The organism is Castellaniella sp. (assembly GCF_004321985.1).
Taxonomy (GTDB): domain Bacteria; phylum Pseudomonadota; class Gammaproteobacteria; order Burkholderiales; family Burkholderiaceae_B; genus Castellaniella.
In genome coordinates, this window is the sequence record NZ_SCQN01000053.1 from 1 (window position 1) to 14,610 (window position 14,610).

Below are 14,610 nucleotides of genomic sequence, written 5' to 3' on the forward strand. Positions count from 1 at the left end.
ACGCCGAGGTCTTCCTTGGCGAGACTGGCCACGGGCGAGTCACTGGCCGCGATCTCCCGTGCTTTCGAAATGGCGCCTTCCAAGTCGCCTTCGCGCGCCAGGGTGCGTACATTCAAATGCTGCAGCGTATCGGGGTTGAACACCTCACCCGTATCGCCTATCTGGAAGCCATCGGCGCGCAGGGTGTTGCGGTAATTCTCAGCCACACCTCGATCACCGGCGAAGTAGATACCGTGACCATAGGCCTGGGCACCTTCGCCCGTGCCGATCTTGTTGAGCTGGAAGCCGTCGTTCTCGATGCCCCGATAGGGTGAGCCGTGCCACGCGGGTTGCTCCATCGTCGCGCCGGCCTGCGCCAGTGCATCGCCCTGGACGTTCAACGGGTACCGCTGGTACAGCTCATCAGGGGTGATACCCAGGCGTGCCGCCGTGGTGGTGTAGAAGTCACGCGCCAGGGCCGCGTAGCCATGGTTCACGTCCGGACTGAAACGCCCAGTGTCGTTGAGCTGCGTCAGCACCTGGTCATAGACGGCCTGCGATTGCGTCTGCTGCGCATCCTGGGCCTGCTTGTCGCTGACGATCTTCGCAGCCTGGTCGGTCATGGCCTGCTGCTGGCCAGCCATGTAGTCCTGGCTCTGCTGATACGTCATGCCGTCCGGATCGGTTTTCAGGTGCGGAAGCAGCGCGGCATCGGCAGGGCCGCCCGCGATGTGCGTGGCATAATCTGCCACCGGTATGCGCACATCCCCATTGGTCTGGATGGCTTCGTTGAGCTGGGATGCCACATCAGGCAGTTTCTCGGCCAGCTGCGTGCCGCTGATGCCGGCCTGCTGCAGTGCGCCGTCCAGGTCGCGGGCCGACACGTACAGATCCTGCAGATTGCCACCCTCGGTCATGTTCTGCACCAGCTGACCAAAGGCCTGCTGGTCACGCCCCCGGGTCTTGCTGGCGGTCGCGGCCTCGCTGAGCTGCGAGAGTGCCTCATAGCCACCCTCGGCCTGCTGGGCTTTCATGCTGTTCGTGACGGTGTCGCGCACAGCCATGTCGTAAGGCTGCGCGGCACGCGGCCCCAAGGCACCGCCCATGATCGCGTTGGTGAGGGATCCCAGGATCAGATCGTCCAGCGTGGTCGGTTGCCGCATCGAGGGCGGCAGCGCCGTATTCATGAGCGCATTGCCGCCTGCCACCGTCGCGGCGCCCGAGACAGCCCCGGTAGCCAGACGCGTGAGTACGCCACCGGGGGCGGCCAGTGGCACGATGCCGCCGGCGGTGGTGACACCGTATTGCATTTGTGCGGCCCGAAGTGCCGCACCGATGTCTCCAGTCTTGGCATACACATCACGGCCCGTGTTGACCGCTGAGGTGAGCGACGGGAAAGCCATGGCCTGCGCGCCATGGGTGACGGCTTGGCCAACCGCTTGCGCCATGCTCGGCATTGCCGCTCCGGCGACCGCTTCCGGTGCACCCATGCCGCCGGTGCCGACTATCTGGGCCAACGTCCCCAGCAAGTTACCGGCCTGGTAGGTGGCCTTTTCCGCGAAGCCGGCATTGGGCGACAGCGTCAATTCTTTCTGCTGCTGGGCATCCAGCGGCTGCACCATGTTGCGCGTCCACCAGTCAGACGCGGCTGTGGTGGGGGAACCGGACACCCAGGAAGCCAACTTGTCGTAAGCCTCTGGCGCGGATCCCAGCACCCAGTTGAATGCGGCGGCGGCCCGATTGAAGGAACTGCCCAGGCCTTGGCCAAACGCCCCCAGCATGGTTGGGGGTGGCGCACCCGGATCCAGCTGGGGCGCGGGGTTGGTCGGCGCAGGAAGCCGCTGCACGCTGCCCTCAACCCCAGCCAGGTTCGGGATGTCGTCGTGGCTGATCGCCGTGTTCGATGGGCTTGTCAGGAACCGTGCCAAATGGGGCGCGACCTGCTGCAGGTTGTAGGGGTCCACGCTACGCGTGAGCAACTGCTGGCGCGCCAAGTCAGGATCCTGGCGCACCGTATCGGCGGGCACACCCAAGATACTCGCCTGGCGCTGCACGACAGCTGCCTGATCCGGGCTTTGCGCGCCCACGGTCATCAGGTTGTTGCTGATCTGGGTGGCCGTTGTGCCCAGCTCCTGCTGGGCGAACTTGGCAATGGCTTCCGCCATGCCGGGAGGGTATTGGTTATCGGACATTTTTAGGGGACCAGTAGGGGTGGTTAAGCCCACCCGTTCTTTTTGATGAAATCACCCAGCGGATCACCGCTACCGCTGCTTTGCTGGTACCGGTACCAGCTTTGGGCGACCTTGCCGGCGCTCGTGAGCAGGGTTCCTGCCGCAGAGCCTGCAGGACTGATACCTTCAGCGCTGGCGGACTCCATCGCACCGGTGGCATTCAGGCCAACGGCCTGGGATCTCTGACTGAGGGCCCCCATCTCGGCGTTCGATTGCACATTCATGGCCTGCACGCCAGACTGCAACTTGGCATTCATGCCCTGTTCCCGGTAGCCCAGGGCCTGCCCCATGGCGTTGTACTGAATGGTGTGCGTGTCGATATCCTTCATCATCTCGGTGGAGGCCTGCACCTCGGCGGCGCTGCCTTCGCCCAGATCGACACCCCGGGCCGCCATGACCGCACGCTGTGTGCCCGCCACCTGGCCCGCGCGCAATGTCTGCTGCATGACCTGGTTCTGGCCAGTGAGCAACGCGGACTGCGCGCCCAACTCGGCCATCTTGGCGTTGTAGTCGCCCACGGTCCGGATCGCATCCGCATTCGCGTTGCCGATGGTCAGCAAGGTGTTCGCGTTCGTGTCGGCAATGTCGGCGTTGATGCCCGACATCTTCGATTGAAATTCCAGGTTGCCCTGCTGCTCCTGCGCGCCGTAGTAGCTACCGGCGGCGGACATGACGCCCCCACCGATGTTGCCGATCAGCGAGGCCTGCGCAAGTTGGGCCTGCGCAAGCTGGGTGGATGGAATGGTCATTTATGCCCCTGTGCTGACTGCAGCCGCGGTTGCGAGGAGTCGCGGATTACGCCCACGTCGCGGTGTGTCTGGGATCGGGCCACGACGCCCGACAGGAAGGCTTCGGCCGATTCCCACACTTGGTCGAAGTCCTCGACGGTGCCATCCGGATTCTGGATGGCCTGATAGTCATCGATCAACCCCTGCGCCCCTATCGGCAGCGTGCAGCCGGCACTGTCCACGGCAAAGCCCACCACGGGGGTGCGCGCCACGGTGTCGCCATCGACAAGAAACAGCGTGAAAAAGCCGGGGTATGCTGGGATGACGTGCTGGGGGGCAAAGGGCGGGGGTGTATAGGCCATGTCACTGCCCCGCTTGCTGGGTTTCGCCGCCCCACTGGGCGGCCACCCGGCACGCGCTGGCGTGCTTGCTCAGGTCTTCGCCATCGGTGAAAGGTGCGGGCACGGCAATGCCCGATGTGACAATGCCGGCGGCAGTCACCGGCAGCACGACATTGGGCCGGGTATCACCCCCGGGGGTGACGACATCGGCAAGCACGAAAGACAGGACGGGCGCCAGGTATCGGTGATCGGCAACCAGGCCGGGGAACCAGACGTAGCCACTTTCGCGGTTCAGGACATGCCGGACTTGTACTTTGACGGCGGATTGCATGGGGGGTCGTCCTCCACAAGGTGTATTGCCCCCACCTTATCCGCCGGGTTCACTAGGCATCCATAGTAGGCATGTAGGCACTTTGTGGTGCCTACTTCCCACGCGCGTACATTTCGTAGTTTTCTACCCTCACCTTACCCTGAGCACTGGCCACTCTCCATGCATGCTCGAACGCATCAACAGAGGAAAAAAGTCGCGCATCGCCCAAGCAAGCATCCGTGATTTTCCCCTTGCCGCCACGCGGAACGTTCAAGGGGTCGTAATCCAAGCTGTGCACGGCGGCCAGGATGGCGGCGATTTGTTGCTGCCGACGGCCTTCCTTTTCTGGTGATGTGGGTGATGTGAGTGCGGGAGCTGTGGCGTCTCCCACATAGCCATGCTGCGCGCGCCATGCGTCAAAGGCCACCACAGGTATCTGCCAGTCCATCACAACCCGACGCTTGTCGCGCCAGGTGCGGCACAGCAGTAGCCGGTTCTCCCGGTCACCGGGGTCAACACCGTGCAAGGCGCCATCCTCGACCTGGCGCGCAAGAAGCGCCAGCCAGAAATCGAAGGTCTCATCGTCGCCGTCACCGGTCAAGACTTGCGCCGCGTCACACAGGCTAATGAATCCTGCCATGCCATCCCCTATCGATCCGTACCCGGTCACACCAGGTCGGAAAACTCGGTGTCCGCGCCAGCTGCGGCCTTGCGCGGCGCCTGCCCGGGCAGGGTGCCCGCCTCGAAGGCTTCCAGAATCTGCTCAGCGGTCATGGTGCCAGACGGCACGTTGTACCGGTGGGCCAGCTGCCACGCCATGCGATCCCGGGTTTCCTTGCGCAAGGCTTCCCGCTGCCGTTCCGCATGCAGGCGCCGATTCTCTGCACGCTTGGCTTCTTTCTGCTTGGCCCGCCACGGGGCCCTGCCGCGCTGGGGGGCTTCGATCACGTGCAATTCAGCCACCAGCGCATCCCACTGACCAAGCCTGCCGTGCAGCTCATGCAGGGCCGCTTCGACCAGGGGCCAATGGGCATACCGCAGTGATTCCTGGCTCACGAACCACAGTAGGTACCAGGTGGGCATATCGGCCACGGGCTTGCCCCGATAGGCGCCAAAGGTCATTTCCATGCCAAAGCCCCCCGCTGACGCACGCACAGGGCCGCATGGTGTGCCGATCGGCACGCGCCAGGGTGCGGTACCGAGGCGGCCGTATCGTGCGCGCGCATCGTGCGCGCGATGTGTGTCATTAACTCATGCAGGATGCGGCACCGGGGCCAGGACGGCCGTATCGCGTGCGCGCATCCGCGCGTGATGCGTCCCATACATGCTTGAAAGGCACCCACCCGGGCGGTTATCGTCGGCCCTGTACCCCAACCTTCAGGACACCACGCCATGCAAACCCGCAGACTTCTACTGATTGCCGCTTGCACCGCCCTACTTGCCGGGTGCGCCCATACATCGGCCGTGGTCGGGCAGTTCTCAGGATCGAAGGATGAATTCATGGGGGAAGCATCGGCCGCCATGTGGGGTGAAGGCACGCTGCACATCCAGACCCAGGCGGGCGTCACCTGTGAAGGCACGCTGGTGCGGCCCACGTCGCTGGTGTCGGGCAACGGGAAGATGCACTGCTCCGACGGGCGCACCGGCACCTTCGTCTTCACCAAGAGCAACGTGTACGGTGGCACGGGCTTTGGCTCCATGTCCGACGGGGAGCGGTTCCGCTTCAACTGGGGCAACGATGTACGTCGGGCAAATTCGCAGTGTGAGAAGTCCGGCAGCACTGTGTCATGCACCCAGTACTGACCTGTTTTGCACCCGCTATTTCGGCCACCGGGTGGGGGCGGAGAGGCCTGTAATTTTTTACTTGCGTCGTTTGCGTCGTTTCTTGCCCTTTTTTGGAAAACTTTCTCATACGCATACATAAAAAAGTTTATATAAAAACCATAAGAAACGACGCAAACGACGCAACCCGGCTCCGCCCGACCTTCTCTTGCCCGGTAAAAGCTGCGGATTCGCAAAAGCTGCGGATTCACCCCGCCGTAGCCTGTGACCGAAAATGCGGGGAATTGCGGAAATGCGAAATCTTGCGCGTTCATCGCAGCCCCTCGGCGGGGCGAACCCGCACGCCTTGCAGGCCGCGCCCCCGCAAACCCGACACATCCCTGACCGGATTGAACCCTCGGGCGGTCAGCCGCCGCCCCAGCGTCTTGCCACTGGGCACCATCCGCAGCATGCCCGAACCCTGCGCCCAGAACTCCCACGACCTCCACAGCCGGGTGTTGCTCTCCACATAGTCGGGGCCGATCTCGCAGCACTCATCCAGCCATTCGGACAGCACATCCATGTCACCCTTGTAGTCGTCGCGCGCCTGGCGCACCGAGGCGGGCAGGTCCAGGCCGTCGCGCTGATAGGCAAGTGCCCCGCGCACGCACCAGGCAAGGATGCCCGACGCCTCAGCGGCAAGCTTTGCCGCCCGCTGCGGGTCTTTGACAATCGTCTCGTCCTGGTCAAAGTTCCGGGTACCTGAGCCATGCTTGTTCACCCTGAAAACGAAACTGCGTCTAGACATTGGGCGTTGGTGGTCACTATCCTGGGCGTGCACAAGGGCGCATGGCCAGAAAACCCGCAGGGACAGCCACTTTGCAAACGGCTATGCATTCTTGTGCGCTTCTTCAAGCACTTCACGGCCCCGATTCGGGGAAGGTCTCGGTGTACGTCGTGCGGAGATGATCATGGAAAAAGCATTAACGCTGAAAGAGGTTGCAGAACTACTTGGCCTTTCCTATAGCACGATCTTCGCCAACCGCCATCAAATCGGCTTCCGGTTGCCTGGCTCCCGCGTCTGGCGCGTTTGGCCGGCAGACCTGGAGAAGTTGCGACCGCAAATGCCCACGCCACAGTCTCCGATCACCGTTCGAGATTATGGCGCTCCACTGGTGCATCAACCATTCCGGACATCTGCCGCACGGGAGGCTTCAAAGGAACTGGATAGGTTATTGGCGTTGGGCCGAAAGCCGAAGAAAAACGGTAACCCGTAATGGTCTGAAATTGGCGTAGGGCTTGCTCAGTCCGCCATCACCGACACAGAACGGGCCGCACGGCTGGCGGCCATCATCCATACCGCCCATGCACGCAAGGTTGGCGCCGAGTCAGGCGCCCAGGATGATTTGGACGGACTGGTGTGATTCATCCCCGACGAGATCGATAACAGACCCCCCTCACGCATTACTAGATTAAACGCTGACGGGGGGCCCTTACGCATTACTGGGGTGGCGGGGGCGCTACGTTGTGGTCGCACTGCCGGCTGCCGGATGCGTGCGCTATGCGCTATGCGCTGGGCGCTACGGGCATCGCGCAATGCGCAAAGCACCCCGGTACCGGCGTCCCCGTCATGTATCATGGCAGCAACGGGAGGGGTGGAAATCGTGAAGGAAGGCGCCAAGCCGTCATTTTTGGGTACCAGTTTGGGTACTTTAAAAAATGAGATCTTCTGAAACCCGCATGAATGCTGCATGTTTGTGTTTCCCTTCGGCACCAGAAGCAGCTCCACGGCTCGGCTCTACGGCTCTACCCCCAAAAACATCGGGGGACTCTACGCCATGCAGCTCTCCCCCATGGCTCTACCCCATTGGCGGGAATGGGCATTCATCAGACACGGTTGATCACCCCTGTCCCGGCATCGAGCCAGGAGGACACGGCCTCCGCCACTCTCAAAATCCCTGAAACTGTACTAAGAACGCTGGATCATCGCCACAAAGCATTGAGGCCCTCAAGAGGGCCTCAATGCTTTGTGGGGAGAACAACCGGCACACCCAGCCGACTGTTCTAATCAGATTATTTTTTGGCCGGAGGAACGCTGGGCACTGCATCACCCGTGGGGGCTGCCGGCACAACGGGAGCAGCAGCCTTGCCCTGCGGCACGGCCGAGCTGGCCGCTGGTGCATTGGTCGCGGGAGCCGAAGTCTTCGACGGAACGTTCGGCACTGCCGTGCCAGTGGGGGCAACCGGAGCTGCCGGCGCTTTCTTGGCCGGTTCACTGAAGCCCGACATGATGCCGGATTCGATCGGCGAACTGGACGGATGGTGCGCTACCCAGGCCAAGCCCCCGGTGGTGACGAAGAACACGATGGCTGCCCATTTGGTCATCCTGGACAGGAAGTTTGCCGCACCCGCCGAACCAAACACGCTGCCTGCGGAGCCACTGCCGAATGCAGCCCCCATGTCGGCTCCCTTGCCCTGCTGCAACAGCACCAGAACGATGATCAGGATGGACGAGATGATCTGCAAGGTCAGCAGGATCGAGTTAAGCAATTGCATGTTGACAGGGCTCCGGGCTGCGCAGTTTACGCAGCCGCTATTTTCAAAAATTCGTCAGCGACCAAAGAGGCTCCACCCACCAGCGCGCCGTCAATATCGGGCTGGGCAAAGAGCGCGGCCGCATTCGCGGCCTTCACGCTGCCGCCGTACAAGATACGGGTCTGGCCCGCGCCGCGCCGCGAGAGGGCCGCACGAATGAACGCATGCACGGCCTGGGCCTGATCGGGAGTGGCCGTGCGGCCCGTCCCGATGGCCCAGACAGGTTCGTATGCAATCACCATCCGCCCCAATGCACCCGCACCCAACGCCAGGACGGGGTCAAGCTGGTCACCGATCACGCGCTCCGCATTGCCCGCATCCCGTTCCGGCAGAGTCTCGCCCACACAAACCACCGGGCTGAGACCACATGCCAGCGCACTGGAAGCCTTGGCCGCCACCAGGCTGCTGGATTCCGCATGCATGGCCCGACGTTCAGAATGCCCGCACAACACCCAGGAACAGCCAAAATCAGCCAGCATGGCCGCCGAAGTCTCGCCGGTGTAGGCCCCACGCTCGTGAATGCTGACGTCCTGGGCGCCCCAGGAGACGGGCGATCCCGAGAGCAACGCCTGGGTCTGCGACAGGTACGGAAAAGGTACACAGACAGCGAGCTCCGTGTCACCGCCGCGAACGGCGCCAGACAGCAAGGCACCCAGCAGCGCCGCATTATCCTGCAGGCTGCCGTGCATTTTCCAGTTGCCCATGACAAGGCGCTTGCGGGGGTGGCTCATGAGAGTCGTTGCAGGCAAATAAAATCGAGTAACCCTGGATTGTAGCGTGTTTACCGGGCTGGCGCTCCAAGCAGAGGCATCATGGACGGTGCATCCAGCATGGGCAGCTCACCCGCACGCGGGTCGGTCCGATCCAAGAGCTGCTGCCGGCCCAAATTGAAAGTCGCCACGAGGCGTGCCAGCGTATCCGCCTGGCCCTGCAGACTGTTCGTCGCAGCTGCGGATTCGTCCACCAGGCTGGCATTCTGGCGTGTCACTTCGTCCATCTGGGTTACGGCGGTATTGATCTCTTCGATACCCGTGGTCTGTTCGCGGTTGGCTGCGCTGATCTCGCCCATGATGTCCGTCACACGCCGGACGCCATCCACGATGTCCCGCATGGTCGCCCCGGCATGGGTAGCCTGCTTGTTGCCCCTGGCCGCCGACTCCACCGAAGTGTCGATGAGCGCCTTGATCTCCTTCGCCGCAGCGGCGCTACGCTGGGCAAGCGCCCGGACCTCGGCGGCCACCACCGCAAAGCCTCGCCCCTGTTCACCGGCACGTGCCGCTTCCACCGCCGCATTCAGCGCCAGGATATTGGTCTGGAACGCGATCGAGTCGATGACGCCGATGATGTCGGTAACCTGCTGGGACCTCTGATTGATCTCACTCATCGTGGACACGAGCTGCGATACGATGGCACCGCCGTCCGTCGCCGTCCTGGCAGCTGATGCTGCCAGCGAATTGGCCTGCTGCGTATTGTCGGCATTCTGCCGCACCGTGGCCGTCAACTCTTCCATCGTGGCCGCCGTTTGTGCCAGGGAACTGGCCTGCTGCTCAGTTCGCGACGACAAATCCAGGTTGCCCGCCGTGATTTCGGCGGCCGCAGAGGCAATCGCATCGGACCCGCTACGAACCTCTCCAAGCGCGCCGCGCAAATTGCGCGTCATGGCCCCGAGGGCACCCAGCAATTGAGCCACCTCGTCCTTCCCACCGGCGTCGATATCCACAGTCAAATCGCGCCGGGCAACCGCACTCGCAAGATCCACCGCATGACGCAGCGGACGGGTCACCGAACGCGTCACGCGCCAGGCGAAGAGCGGTCCCAGCAACAACGCCAGCAACGTCGCCACCGCCAGAACGAACAGCCCCAACCGGCTGGATCGGGCACTCGCGTCGAACAGTTCCTGCACGGAATCATCCTGGAACCGGGACAGTTGGTCGACCCGATCCAGAAGGCCGGCCGTCACCTTCGGCAATTCCTGATTGAAGAAGGCGTCGGCTGCACCGTAATCACCACCATCCAGGCTCTTGAAAGCCTGGCCGCGCGCCTTCAGAAAGGTCTCCCGCGCCTGGCGAAATTGCCGCAGCAGCGTGATCGACTCAGCATGCGTGAGCTGCTGCGCCAGAGCGTCGCCGAGCTTTTGCATCTGCTGGTCCGAAGCCTGGATCGATGCCTTCAGCTTGTGCAGCGTATCCGGGTCCGCAGCCAGCGTGGCCTGCGTCTGGTTGGTGCTCATGCTGATCTGGCGCGTCAGTTGCTGGATCAGCGCGTTGGTCTGAAGCCGGTGGTTCAGCGCCTGATTGTCCTGTTGCGAATCGACGATGCGCCACGCGCCAATCCCGGACATCACCACCAACAGGATGATCACAAGGCCAAATCCCAGGCCCAGCCGGGTGCCGATTTTGAAATTGCGCATGGTGTTGTCCCGCGATGATCGTTTTCGTTGAGATGGCATTGCCTCCGCATCCGGCACGGCGGCACAAATACCGACAGCATGGAGCGTCAGGAGACGACAGGCCATTAACGGCAGGAACTCAGGATTCTTATGGTGCTCCCAGCCGGGATCGAACCGGCATGACCGAAGTCGAGGGGTTTTAAGCCCCTTGCGTCTACCAATTCCGCCATGGGAGCCGCCCTGCGGAGAGGCTCGCGGCATTGTACTCGTAACGCCCCGCGCTTCCGGTGCCGCCACGACCGCCGGACCTCGGGCGCCTCTACAATCAACCCATAGACCTTGAAGCGGAGCCGACCATGAATCCCCGAACCCTGATCCTGTGCGGCGCCCTGTTGCTCGCTCTGGGGGTCAGTGCCGGCGCCTTCGGCGCCCACGGCCTCCGGCGCATCATTTCGCCCGAATCGCTGGAGACCTGGCGCACCGCCGCCCACTACCAGATGCTGCATGGCCTGGGCCTGCTGTTGATCGCCGCGCTCTGGTCGCACGCGTCGCCCACGCTGGCGGCCTGGGCGGGCGGCCTGATGCTGGCGGGAGTGATCGTGTTCAGCGGCAGCCTGTACGCCCTGGTCCTGACGGGCACCCGCATCCTGGGCGCCATCACGCCCATCGGCGGCCTGCTCATGATCATTGCCTGGGTCCTGCTGGCTTGGGCGGCCTGGTCGGGGCGGTAGTTCGGAAAGGAGCACATCATGACGGACCTGTTTGAAAACCCCATGGGCCTGATGGGATTCGAATTCGTCGAATTCGCATCGCCGGCCCCGAACATCCTGGAACCGCTTTTCGAGAAGCTCGGATTCACGCTGGTCGCAAACCATCGATCCAAGGACGTCGCGCTCTACCGCCAGGGCGACATCAACTTCATCGTCAACCGGGAGCCCAAGAGTCCGGCCGCCTACTTTGCGGCCGAACACGGCCCCTCCGCCTGCGGCCTGGCGTTCCGCGTGAAGGACGCTCACCACGCCTACGAGCGCGCGCTGGCCCTGGGCGCACAGCCCATCGAGATACCGACCGGCCCCATGGAACTGCGCCTGCCCGCCATCAAGGGAATCGGCGGCGCCCCGCTTTACCTGATCGACCGGTTCAAGGATGGGGAATCCATCTACGACATCGACTTCAGATTCATCGCGAACGTAGACCGCCACCCCAAGGGACATGGCCTCAAGATCGTCGACCACCTCACGCATAATGTCTACCGTGGCCGGATGGAATTCTGGGCCGGCTTCTACGAAAAGCTCTTCAATTTTCGGCAAATCCGGTACTTCGACATTACCGGGGAATATTCGGGCCTGACATCCAAAGCCATGACTGCGCCGGACGGCCTGATCCGCATCCCGCTCAACGAAGAATCGTCGAAGGGCGCCGGCCAGATCGAAGAATTCCTGATGAAATTCAACGGCGAAGGGATCCAACATGTCGCACTGCTCAGCGATGACCTGATTGCCACAATCGATGCGTTGCGGGCGGCCGGCGTCCCGCTGATGACCCCTCCGCCAGATACCTACTACGAATCGCTGGATACGCGCCTGCCGGGGCACGATCAGCCCACACAGGAACTGCAGGCACGGGGGATCCTCCTGGACGGCAACACCAGCGACGGGGAACCCAGGCTGCTGCTGCAGATCTTCTCCGAGACGCTGCTGGGGCCCGTCTTCTTCGAATTCATCCAGCGCAAGGGTGACACCGGTTTCGGCGAAGGCAACTTCAAGGCCCTGTTCGACTCGATCGAGCGCGATCAGATCCGCCGGGGAGTGATCTCACCAGCCCAGAATCTCTAGCCAGTAAGAGTCGTTTCGACGTGGGGGCGGCGCAGGCAACCGAACTGGCGGAAGCGGTGAGATTCGAACTCACGGATGGGTTGCCCCATCGCCGGTTTTCAAGACCGGTCCATTCAACCACTCTGGCACGCTTCCATAGGTTGAGAACGCGGACAGCAAACGTGTCCACACAACCTTGAAGTCCGCAAGTGTAGCGCATAACGAAGAAGGCGCCCGCAGGGCGCCTTCTTCGTGGATCCTGTCCCCCTGTGAAGGGGGACAGCTTGCGAGATTACTCGCCAGCCGGCGCAGGCGCGGCAGGCCCGCCCTGTGCTTCGATCCCGCCGATGGCCTTGACCGACAGGCGCAGGCGACCACGGTCATCAGCCTCGATGACCTTCACGCGCACCGACTGGCCGACCTTCAGCACGTCGTTGATGTCGGCGATGCGATAGTTGGCGATCTCGGAGATGTGCAGCAGCCCGTCACGGCCCGGCAGCACCTGAACGATGGCGCCGAAATCCAGCAAACGCTGGACGGTGCCCTGGTACTCCTGCCCGACTTCGACATCGGCCGTGAGTTCCTTGATCCGGCGCTCGGCCTCGTGGGCCTTGTCCAGGTCCGCGCTGGAAATCACGATGCTGCCATCATCGCTGATGTCGATATGCGTGCCCGTTTCCTCGGTCAGCGCACGGATGGTTGCCCCCCCCTTGCCGATCACGTCACGGATCTTCTCGGGGTTGATCTTCATCTGCAGCATGCGCGGAGCGAAACTCGAAAGTTCCGTACGCGAACCGTCGAGGGCCTGGCGCATCTTTTCCAGGATGTGCAGCCGGCCTTCGCGGGCTTGCGCCAGCGCGATCTGCATGATTTCCTTGGTGATGCCCTGGATCTTGATGTCCATCTGCAAGGCCGTGACACCGTGGTCGGTGCCCGTGACCTTGAAGTCCATGTCGCCCAGATGATCCTCATCGCCCAGGATGTCGGTCAGAACGGCGAACTTGTTGCCTTCCTTGATCAGGCCCATGGCCACACCGGCCACGTGATCCTTGACGGGCACGCCGGCATCCATCATGGACAGGCAACCGGCACAGACCGAAGCCATGGACGAGGAGCCGTTGGATTCCATGATCTCGGACACCACACGGATGGTGTACTGGAACTCTTCCGGGGCAGGCAACAGCGCCAGCAGTGCCCGTTTGGCCAGACGGCCGTGGCCGATCTCGCGGCGCTTCGGCACACCAAAGCGACCCGTTTCGCCAGTCGCAAACGGCGGCATGTTGTAGTGCATCATGAACCGATCGCGGTATTCACCCATGATCGAATCGATGATCTGCTCGTCCTGCTTGGTCCCCAGCGTGGTGATCGCCAGCGATTGCGTCTCACCTCGCGTGAACAGGGCCGAACCGTGGGCACGCGGCAGCACACCCAGACGGATGCTGATGGGGCGTACGGTACGCGTGTCGCGCCCGTCGATACGCGGTTCGCCACGCAAGATGCGGCCGCGGACGATTTCAGACTCGAGCGCAAACAGCAGGTTATCGACCTCTACGCCATCAGGGGCCACATCGCCACGAGCGGCAGCATGCTCGGCGAGCTTGGCCTTCACGTCGGCGTAGGTCTGGCGCAATGCGGCAGTACGCTCCTGCTTGTCATGGATCTTGTAGACCGTTTCCAGCGCCTCGAAAGCGGCACTGCGCACAGCAGTGGTCAGGACTTCGTTCACCGGCGCGGGCTGCCAGTCCCACTCGGGCTTGCCGGCCTCGGCCACCAGGTCATGGATGGCATTGATCGCGGCTTGCAACTGTTCATGGCCAAACACCACGGCGCCCAGCATCACGTCTTCGGGCAACTGCTTGGCCTCGGATTCCACCATCAGCACGGCGGATTCGGTCCCCGCGACCACCAGGTCGAGCCGCGAATTCTTCAGTTGAGAGACCGTCGGGTTGGCGACGTACTGGCCATCCACGTAGCCGACGCGAATGCCGCCCACAGGGCCATTGAACGGAATGCCGGACAATGCCAGCGCCGCCGATGCCCCCAGCATGGCCGGAATGTCGGGATCGACTTCAGGATTGACCGACAGGGTATGAATGATGATCTGGACGTCGTTGTAGAACCCGTCGGGGAACAGCGGCCGCAGCGGCCGGTCGATCAGCCGGGAAGTCAGGATTTCTTTCTCGGAAGGCTTGCCTTCGCGCTTGAAAAAGCCGCCCGGAATCTTGCCGGCAGCATAGGTCTTTTCGACGTAATCGACGGTCAGAGGGAAAAAGTCCTGACCGGGTTTGGCGGTCTTGGCGGCCACCACTGTCGCCAGCACCACGGTGTCATCCACGGACACCAGCACCGCACCGGAGGCCTGACGGGCGATCTCACCCGTCTCCATCACCACCGTGTGGGCGCCGTACTGAAACGACTTGCTCACTTTGTTGAACATGACATTATTCCTTTTACTTACGAAA

The 14,610-nt window shown here is 62.7% G+C and carries 14 protein-coding genes, 2 tRNA genes and 1 pseudogene; 4 read left to right on the plus strand and 13 right to left on the minus strand.

All coding sequences use genetic code 11. From position 1 onward, the window contains the following. The 6 genes and pseudogenes from EPN31_RS13930 to EPN31_RS13955 all read right to left on the minus strand — a co-directional run. Window positions 1-2,171: pseudogene (locus EPN31_RS13930) on the minus strand (hypothetical protein); the annotation flags it as partial. A 23-nt stretch (window positions 2,172-2,194) separates the two neighbouring features. After that, complete coding sequence (locus EPN31_RS13935; RefSeq protein WP_291774273.1) at window positions 2,195-2,959, minus strand: hypothetical protein; 765 nt, start codon at window positions 2,957-2,959, stop codon at window positions 2,195-2,197. Continuing rightward, on the minus strand, window positions 2,956-3,300 hold the full coding sequence (locus EPN31_RS13940; protein WP_291774277.1) for a hypothetical protein: 345 nt from the start codon (window positions 3,298-3,300) through the stop codon (window positions 2,956-2,958). Before EPN31_RS13940 ends, EPN31_RS13935 begins: the two co-directional genes overlap by 4 nt. Window position 3,301: 1 nt before the next feature. Continuing rightward, a complete protein-coding gene (locus EPN31_RS13945) occupies window positions 3,302-3,610 on the minus strand; it encodes a hypothetical protein (protein ID WP_291774280.1) in 309 nt (102 codons plus the stop codon). 91 nt (window positions 3,611-3,701) lie between these two features. Continuing rightward, window positions 3,702-4,229, minus strand: a complete 528-nt coding sequence (locus EPN31_RS13950; protein ID WP_291774281.1) for a hypothetical protein — start codon at window positions 4,227-4,229, stop codon at window positions 3,702-3,704. A 26-nt stretch (window positions 4,230-4,255) separates the two neighbouring features. Continuing rightward, window positions 4,256-4,717 (minus strand): DUF3820 family protein, encoded by a 462-nt coding sequence (locus EPN31_RS13955; protein ID WP_291774284.1) that lies wholly within the window; start codon window positions 4,715-4,717, stop codon window positions 4,256-4,258. Between the two features lie 372 nt (window positions 4,718-5,089). Here EPN31_RS13955 and EPN31_RS13960 point away from each other — a divergent pair, with 372 nt between their 5' ends. After that, window positions 5,090-5,392 (plus strand): hypothetical protein, encoded by a 303-nt coding sequence (locus EPN31_RS13960; protein ID WP_291774287.1) that lies wholly within the window; start codon window positions 5,090-5,092, stop codon window positions 5,390-5,392. 289 nt (window positions 5,393-5,681) lie between these two features. Here the strand turns inward: EPN31_RS13960 and EPN31_RS13965 are convergent, their stop codons facing one another. Further along, window positions 5,682-6,158, minus strand: a complete 477-nt coding sequence (locus EPN31_RS13965) for a hypothetical protein (RefSeq protein ID WP_291774289.1) — start codon at window positions 6,156-6,158, stop codon at window positions 5,682-5,684. 163 nt (window positions 6,159-6,321) lie between these two features. Between EPN31_RS13965 and EPN31_RS13970 the strand changes: the two genes are divergently transcribed. Continuing rightward, entirely contained in the window at window positions 6,322-6,627 is a 306-nt protein-coding gene (locus tag EPN31_RS13970) for a hypothetical protein (protein WP_291774293.1), read from the plus strand. Between the two features lie 796 nt (window positions 6,628-7,423). Here the strand turns inward: EPN31_RS13970 and secG are convergent. The 4 genes from secG to EPN31_RS13990 all read right to left on the minus strand — a co-directional run bounded on the left by secG (window position 7,424) and on the right by EPN31_RS13990 (window position 10,570). After that, on the minus strand, window positions 7,424-7,906 hold the full coding sequence (gene secG / locus EPN31_RS13975; RefSeq protein WP_291774296.1) for a preprotein translocase subunit SecG: 483 nt from the start codon (window positions 7,904-7,906) through the stop codon (window positions 7,424-7,426). Between the two features lie 26 nt (window positions 7,907-7,932). Beyond that, window positions 7,933-8,676, minus strand: coding sequence for a triose-phosphate isomerase (tpiA, locus tag EPN31_RS13980; RefSeq protein WP_291774299.1), 744 nt, complete (start codon window positions 8,674-8,676; stop codon window positions 7,933-7,935). Between the two features lie 50 nt (window positions 8,677-8,726). Next, complete coding sequence (locus tag EPN31_RS13985) at window positions 8,727-10,355, minus strand: methyl-accepting chemotaxis protein (RefSeq protein ID WP_291774302.1); 1,629 nt, start codon at window positions 10,353-10,355, stop codon at window positions 8,727-8,729. Window positions 10,356-10,485: 130 nt separating this feature from the next. Then, window positions 10,486-10,570, minus strand: a tRNA-Leu gene (locus EPN31_RS13990). Window positions 10,571-10,690: 120 nt separating this feature from the next. On the opposite strand from EPN31_RS13990, the gene EPN31_RS13995 reads away from it, so the two are divergent. Further along, window positions 10,691-11,065 (plus strand): DUF423 domain-containing protein, encoded by a 375-nt coding sequence (locus EPN31_RS13995; protein ID WP_291774304.1) that lies wholly within the window; start codon window positions 10,691-10,693, stop codon window positions 11,063-11,065. Window positions 11,066-11,083: 18 nt separating this feature from the next. Beyond that, window positions 11,084-12,169 (plus strand): 4-hydroxyphenylpyruvate dioxygenase, encoded by a 1,086-nt coding sequence (gene hppD, locus EPN31_RS14000; protein WP_291774306.1) that lies wholly within the window; start codon window positions 11,084-11,086, stop codon window positions 12,167-12,169. Between the two features lie 45 nt (window positions 12,170-12,214). Here the strand turns inward: hppD and EPN31_RS14005 are convergent. Both EPN31_RS14005 and pnp read right to left on the minus strand, forming a co-directional pair. Continuing rightward, window positions 12,215-12,304: transfer RNA gene (locus EPN31_RS14005), tRNA-Ser, on the minus strand. Window positions 12,305-12,440: 136 nt separating this feature from the next. Beyond that, on the minus strand, window positions 12,441-14,585 hold the full coding sequence (gene pnp, locus EPN31_RS14010) for a polyribonucleotide nucleotidyltransferase (RefSeq protein WP_291774308.1): 2,145 nt from the start codon (window positions 14,583-14,585) through the stop codon (window positions 12,441-12,443). Between the last annotated feature and the right edge of the window lie 25 nt (window positions 14,586-14,610).

What these genes read in the sequence shown, in the direction of transcription:
- hppD (WP_291774306.1), top strand. Translation starts at nt 11,084, where the DNA reads ATGACGGACCTGTTTGAAAACCCCATGGGCCTGATGGGATTCGAATTC.
- tpiA (WP_291774299.1), bottom strand. Translation starts at nt 8,676, where the DNA reads ATGAGCCACCCCCGCAAGCGCCTTGTCATGGGCAACTGGAAAATGCAC.
- EPN31_RS13950 (WP_291774281.1), bottom strand. Translation starts at nt 4,229, where the DNA reads ATGGCAGGATTCATTAGCCTGTGTGACGCGGCGCAAGTCTTGACCGGT.
- EPN31_RS13940 (WP_291774277.1), bottom strand. Translation starts at nt 3,300, where the DNA reads ATGGCCTATACACCCCCGCCCTTTGCCCCCCAGCACGTCATCCCAGCA.
- pnp (WP_291774308.1), bottom strand. Translation starts at nt 14,585, where the DNA reads ATGTTCAACAAAGTGAGCAAGTCGTTTCAGTACGGCGCCCACACGGTG.
- EPN31_RS13970 (WP_291774293.1), top strand. Translation starts at nt 6,322, where the DNA reads ATGGAAAAAGCATTAACGCTGAAAGAGGTTGCAGAACTACTTGGCCTT.
- EPN31_RS13945 (WP_291774280.1), bottom strand. Translation starts at nt 3,610, where the DNA reads ATGCAATCCGCCGTCAAAGTACAAGTCCGGCATGTCCTGAACCGCGAA.
- EPN31_RS13985 (WP_291774302.1), bottom strand. Translation starts at nt 10,355, where the DNA reads ATGCGCAATTTCAAAATCGGCACCCGGCTGGGCCTGGGATTTGGCCTT.
- EPN31_RS13960 (WP_291774287.1), top strand. Translation starts at nt 5,090, where the DNA reads ATGGGGGAAGCATCGGCCGCCATGTGGGGTGAAGGCACGCTGCACATC.
- EPN31_RS13955 (WP_291774284.1), bottom strand. Translation starts at nt 4,717, where the DNA reads ATGGAAATGACCTTTGGCGCCTATCGGGGCAAGCCCGTGGCCGATATG.
- secG (WP_291774296.1), bottom strand. Translation starts at nt 7,906, where the DNA reads ATGCAATTGCTTAACTCGATCCTGCTGACCTTGCAGATCATCTCGTCC.
- EPN31_RS13935 (WP_291774273.1), bottom strand. Translation starts at nt 2,959, where the DNA reads ATGACCATTCCATCCACCCAGCTTGCGCAGGCCCAACTTGCGCAGGCC.
- EPN31_RS13965 (WP_291774289.1), bottom strand. Translation starts at nt 6,158, where the DNA reads ATGTCTAGACGCAGTTTCGTTTTCAGGGTGAACAAGCATGGCTCAGGT.
- EPN31_RS13995 (WP_291774304.1), top strand. Translation starts at nt 10,691, where the DNA reads ATGAATCCCCGAACCCTGATCCTGTGCGGCGCCCTGTTGCTCGCTCTG.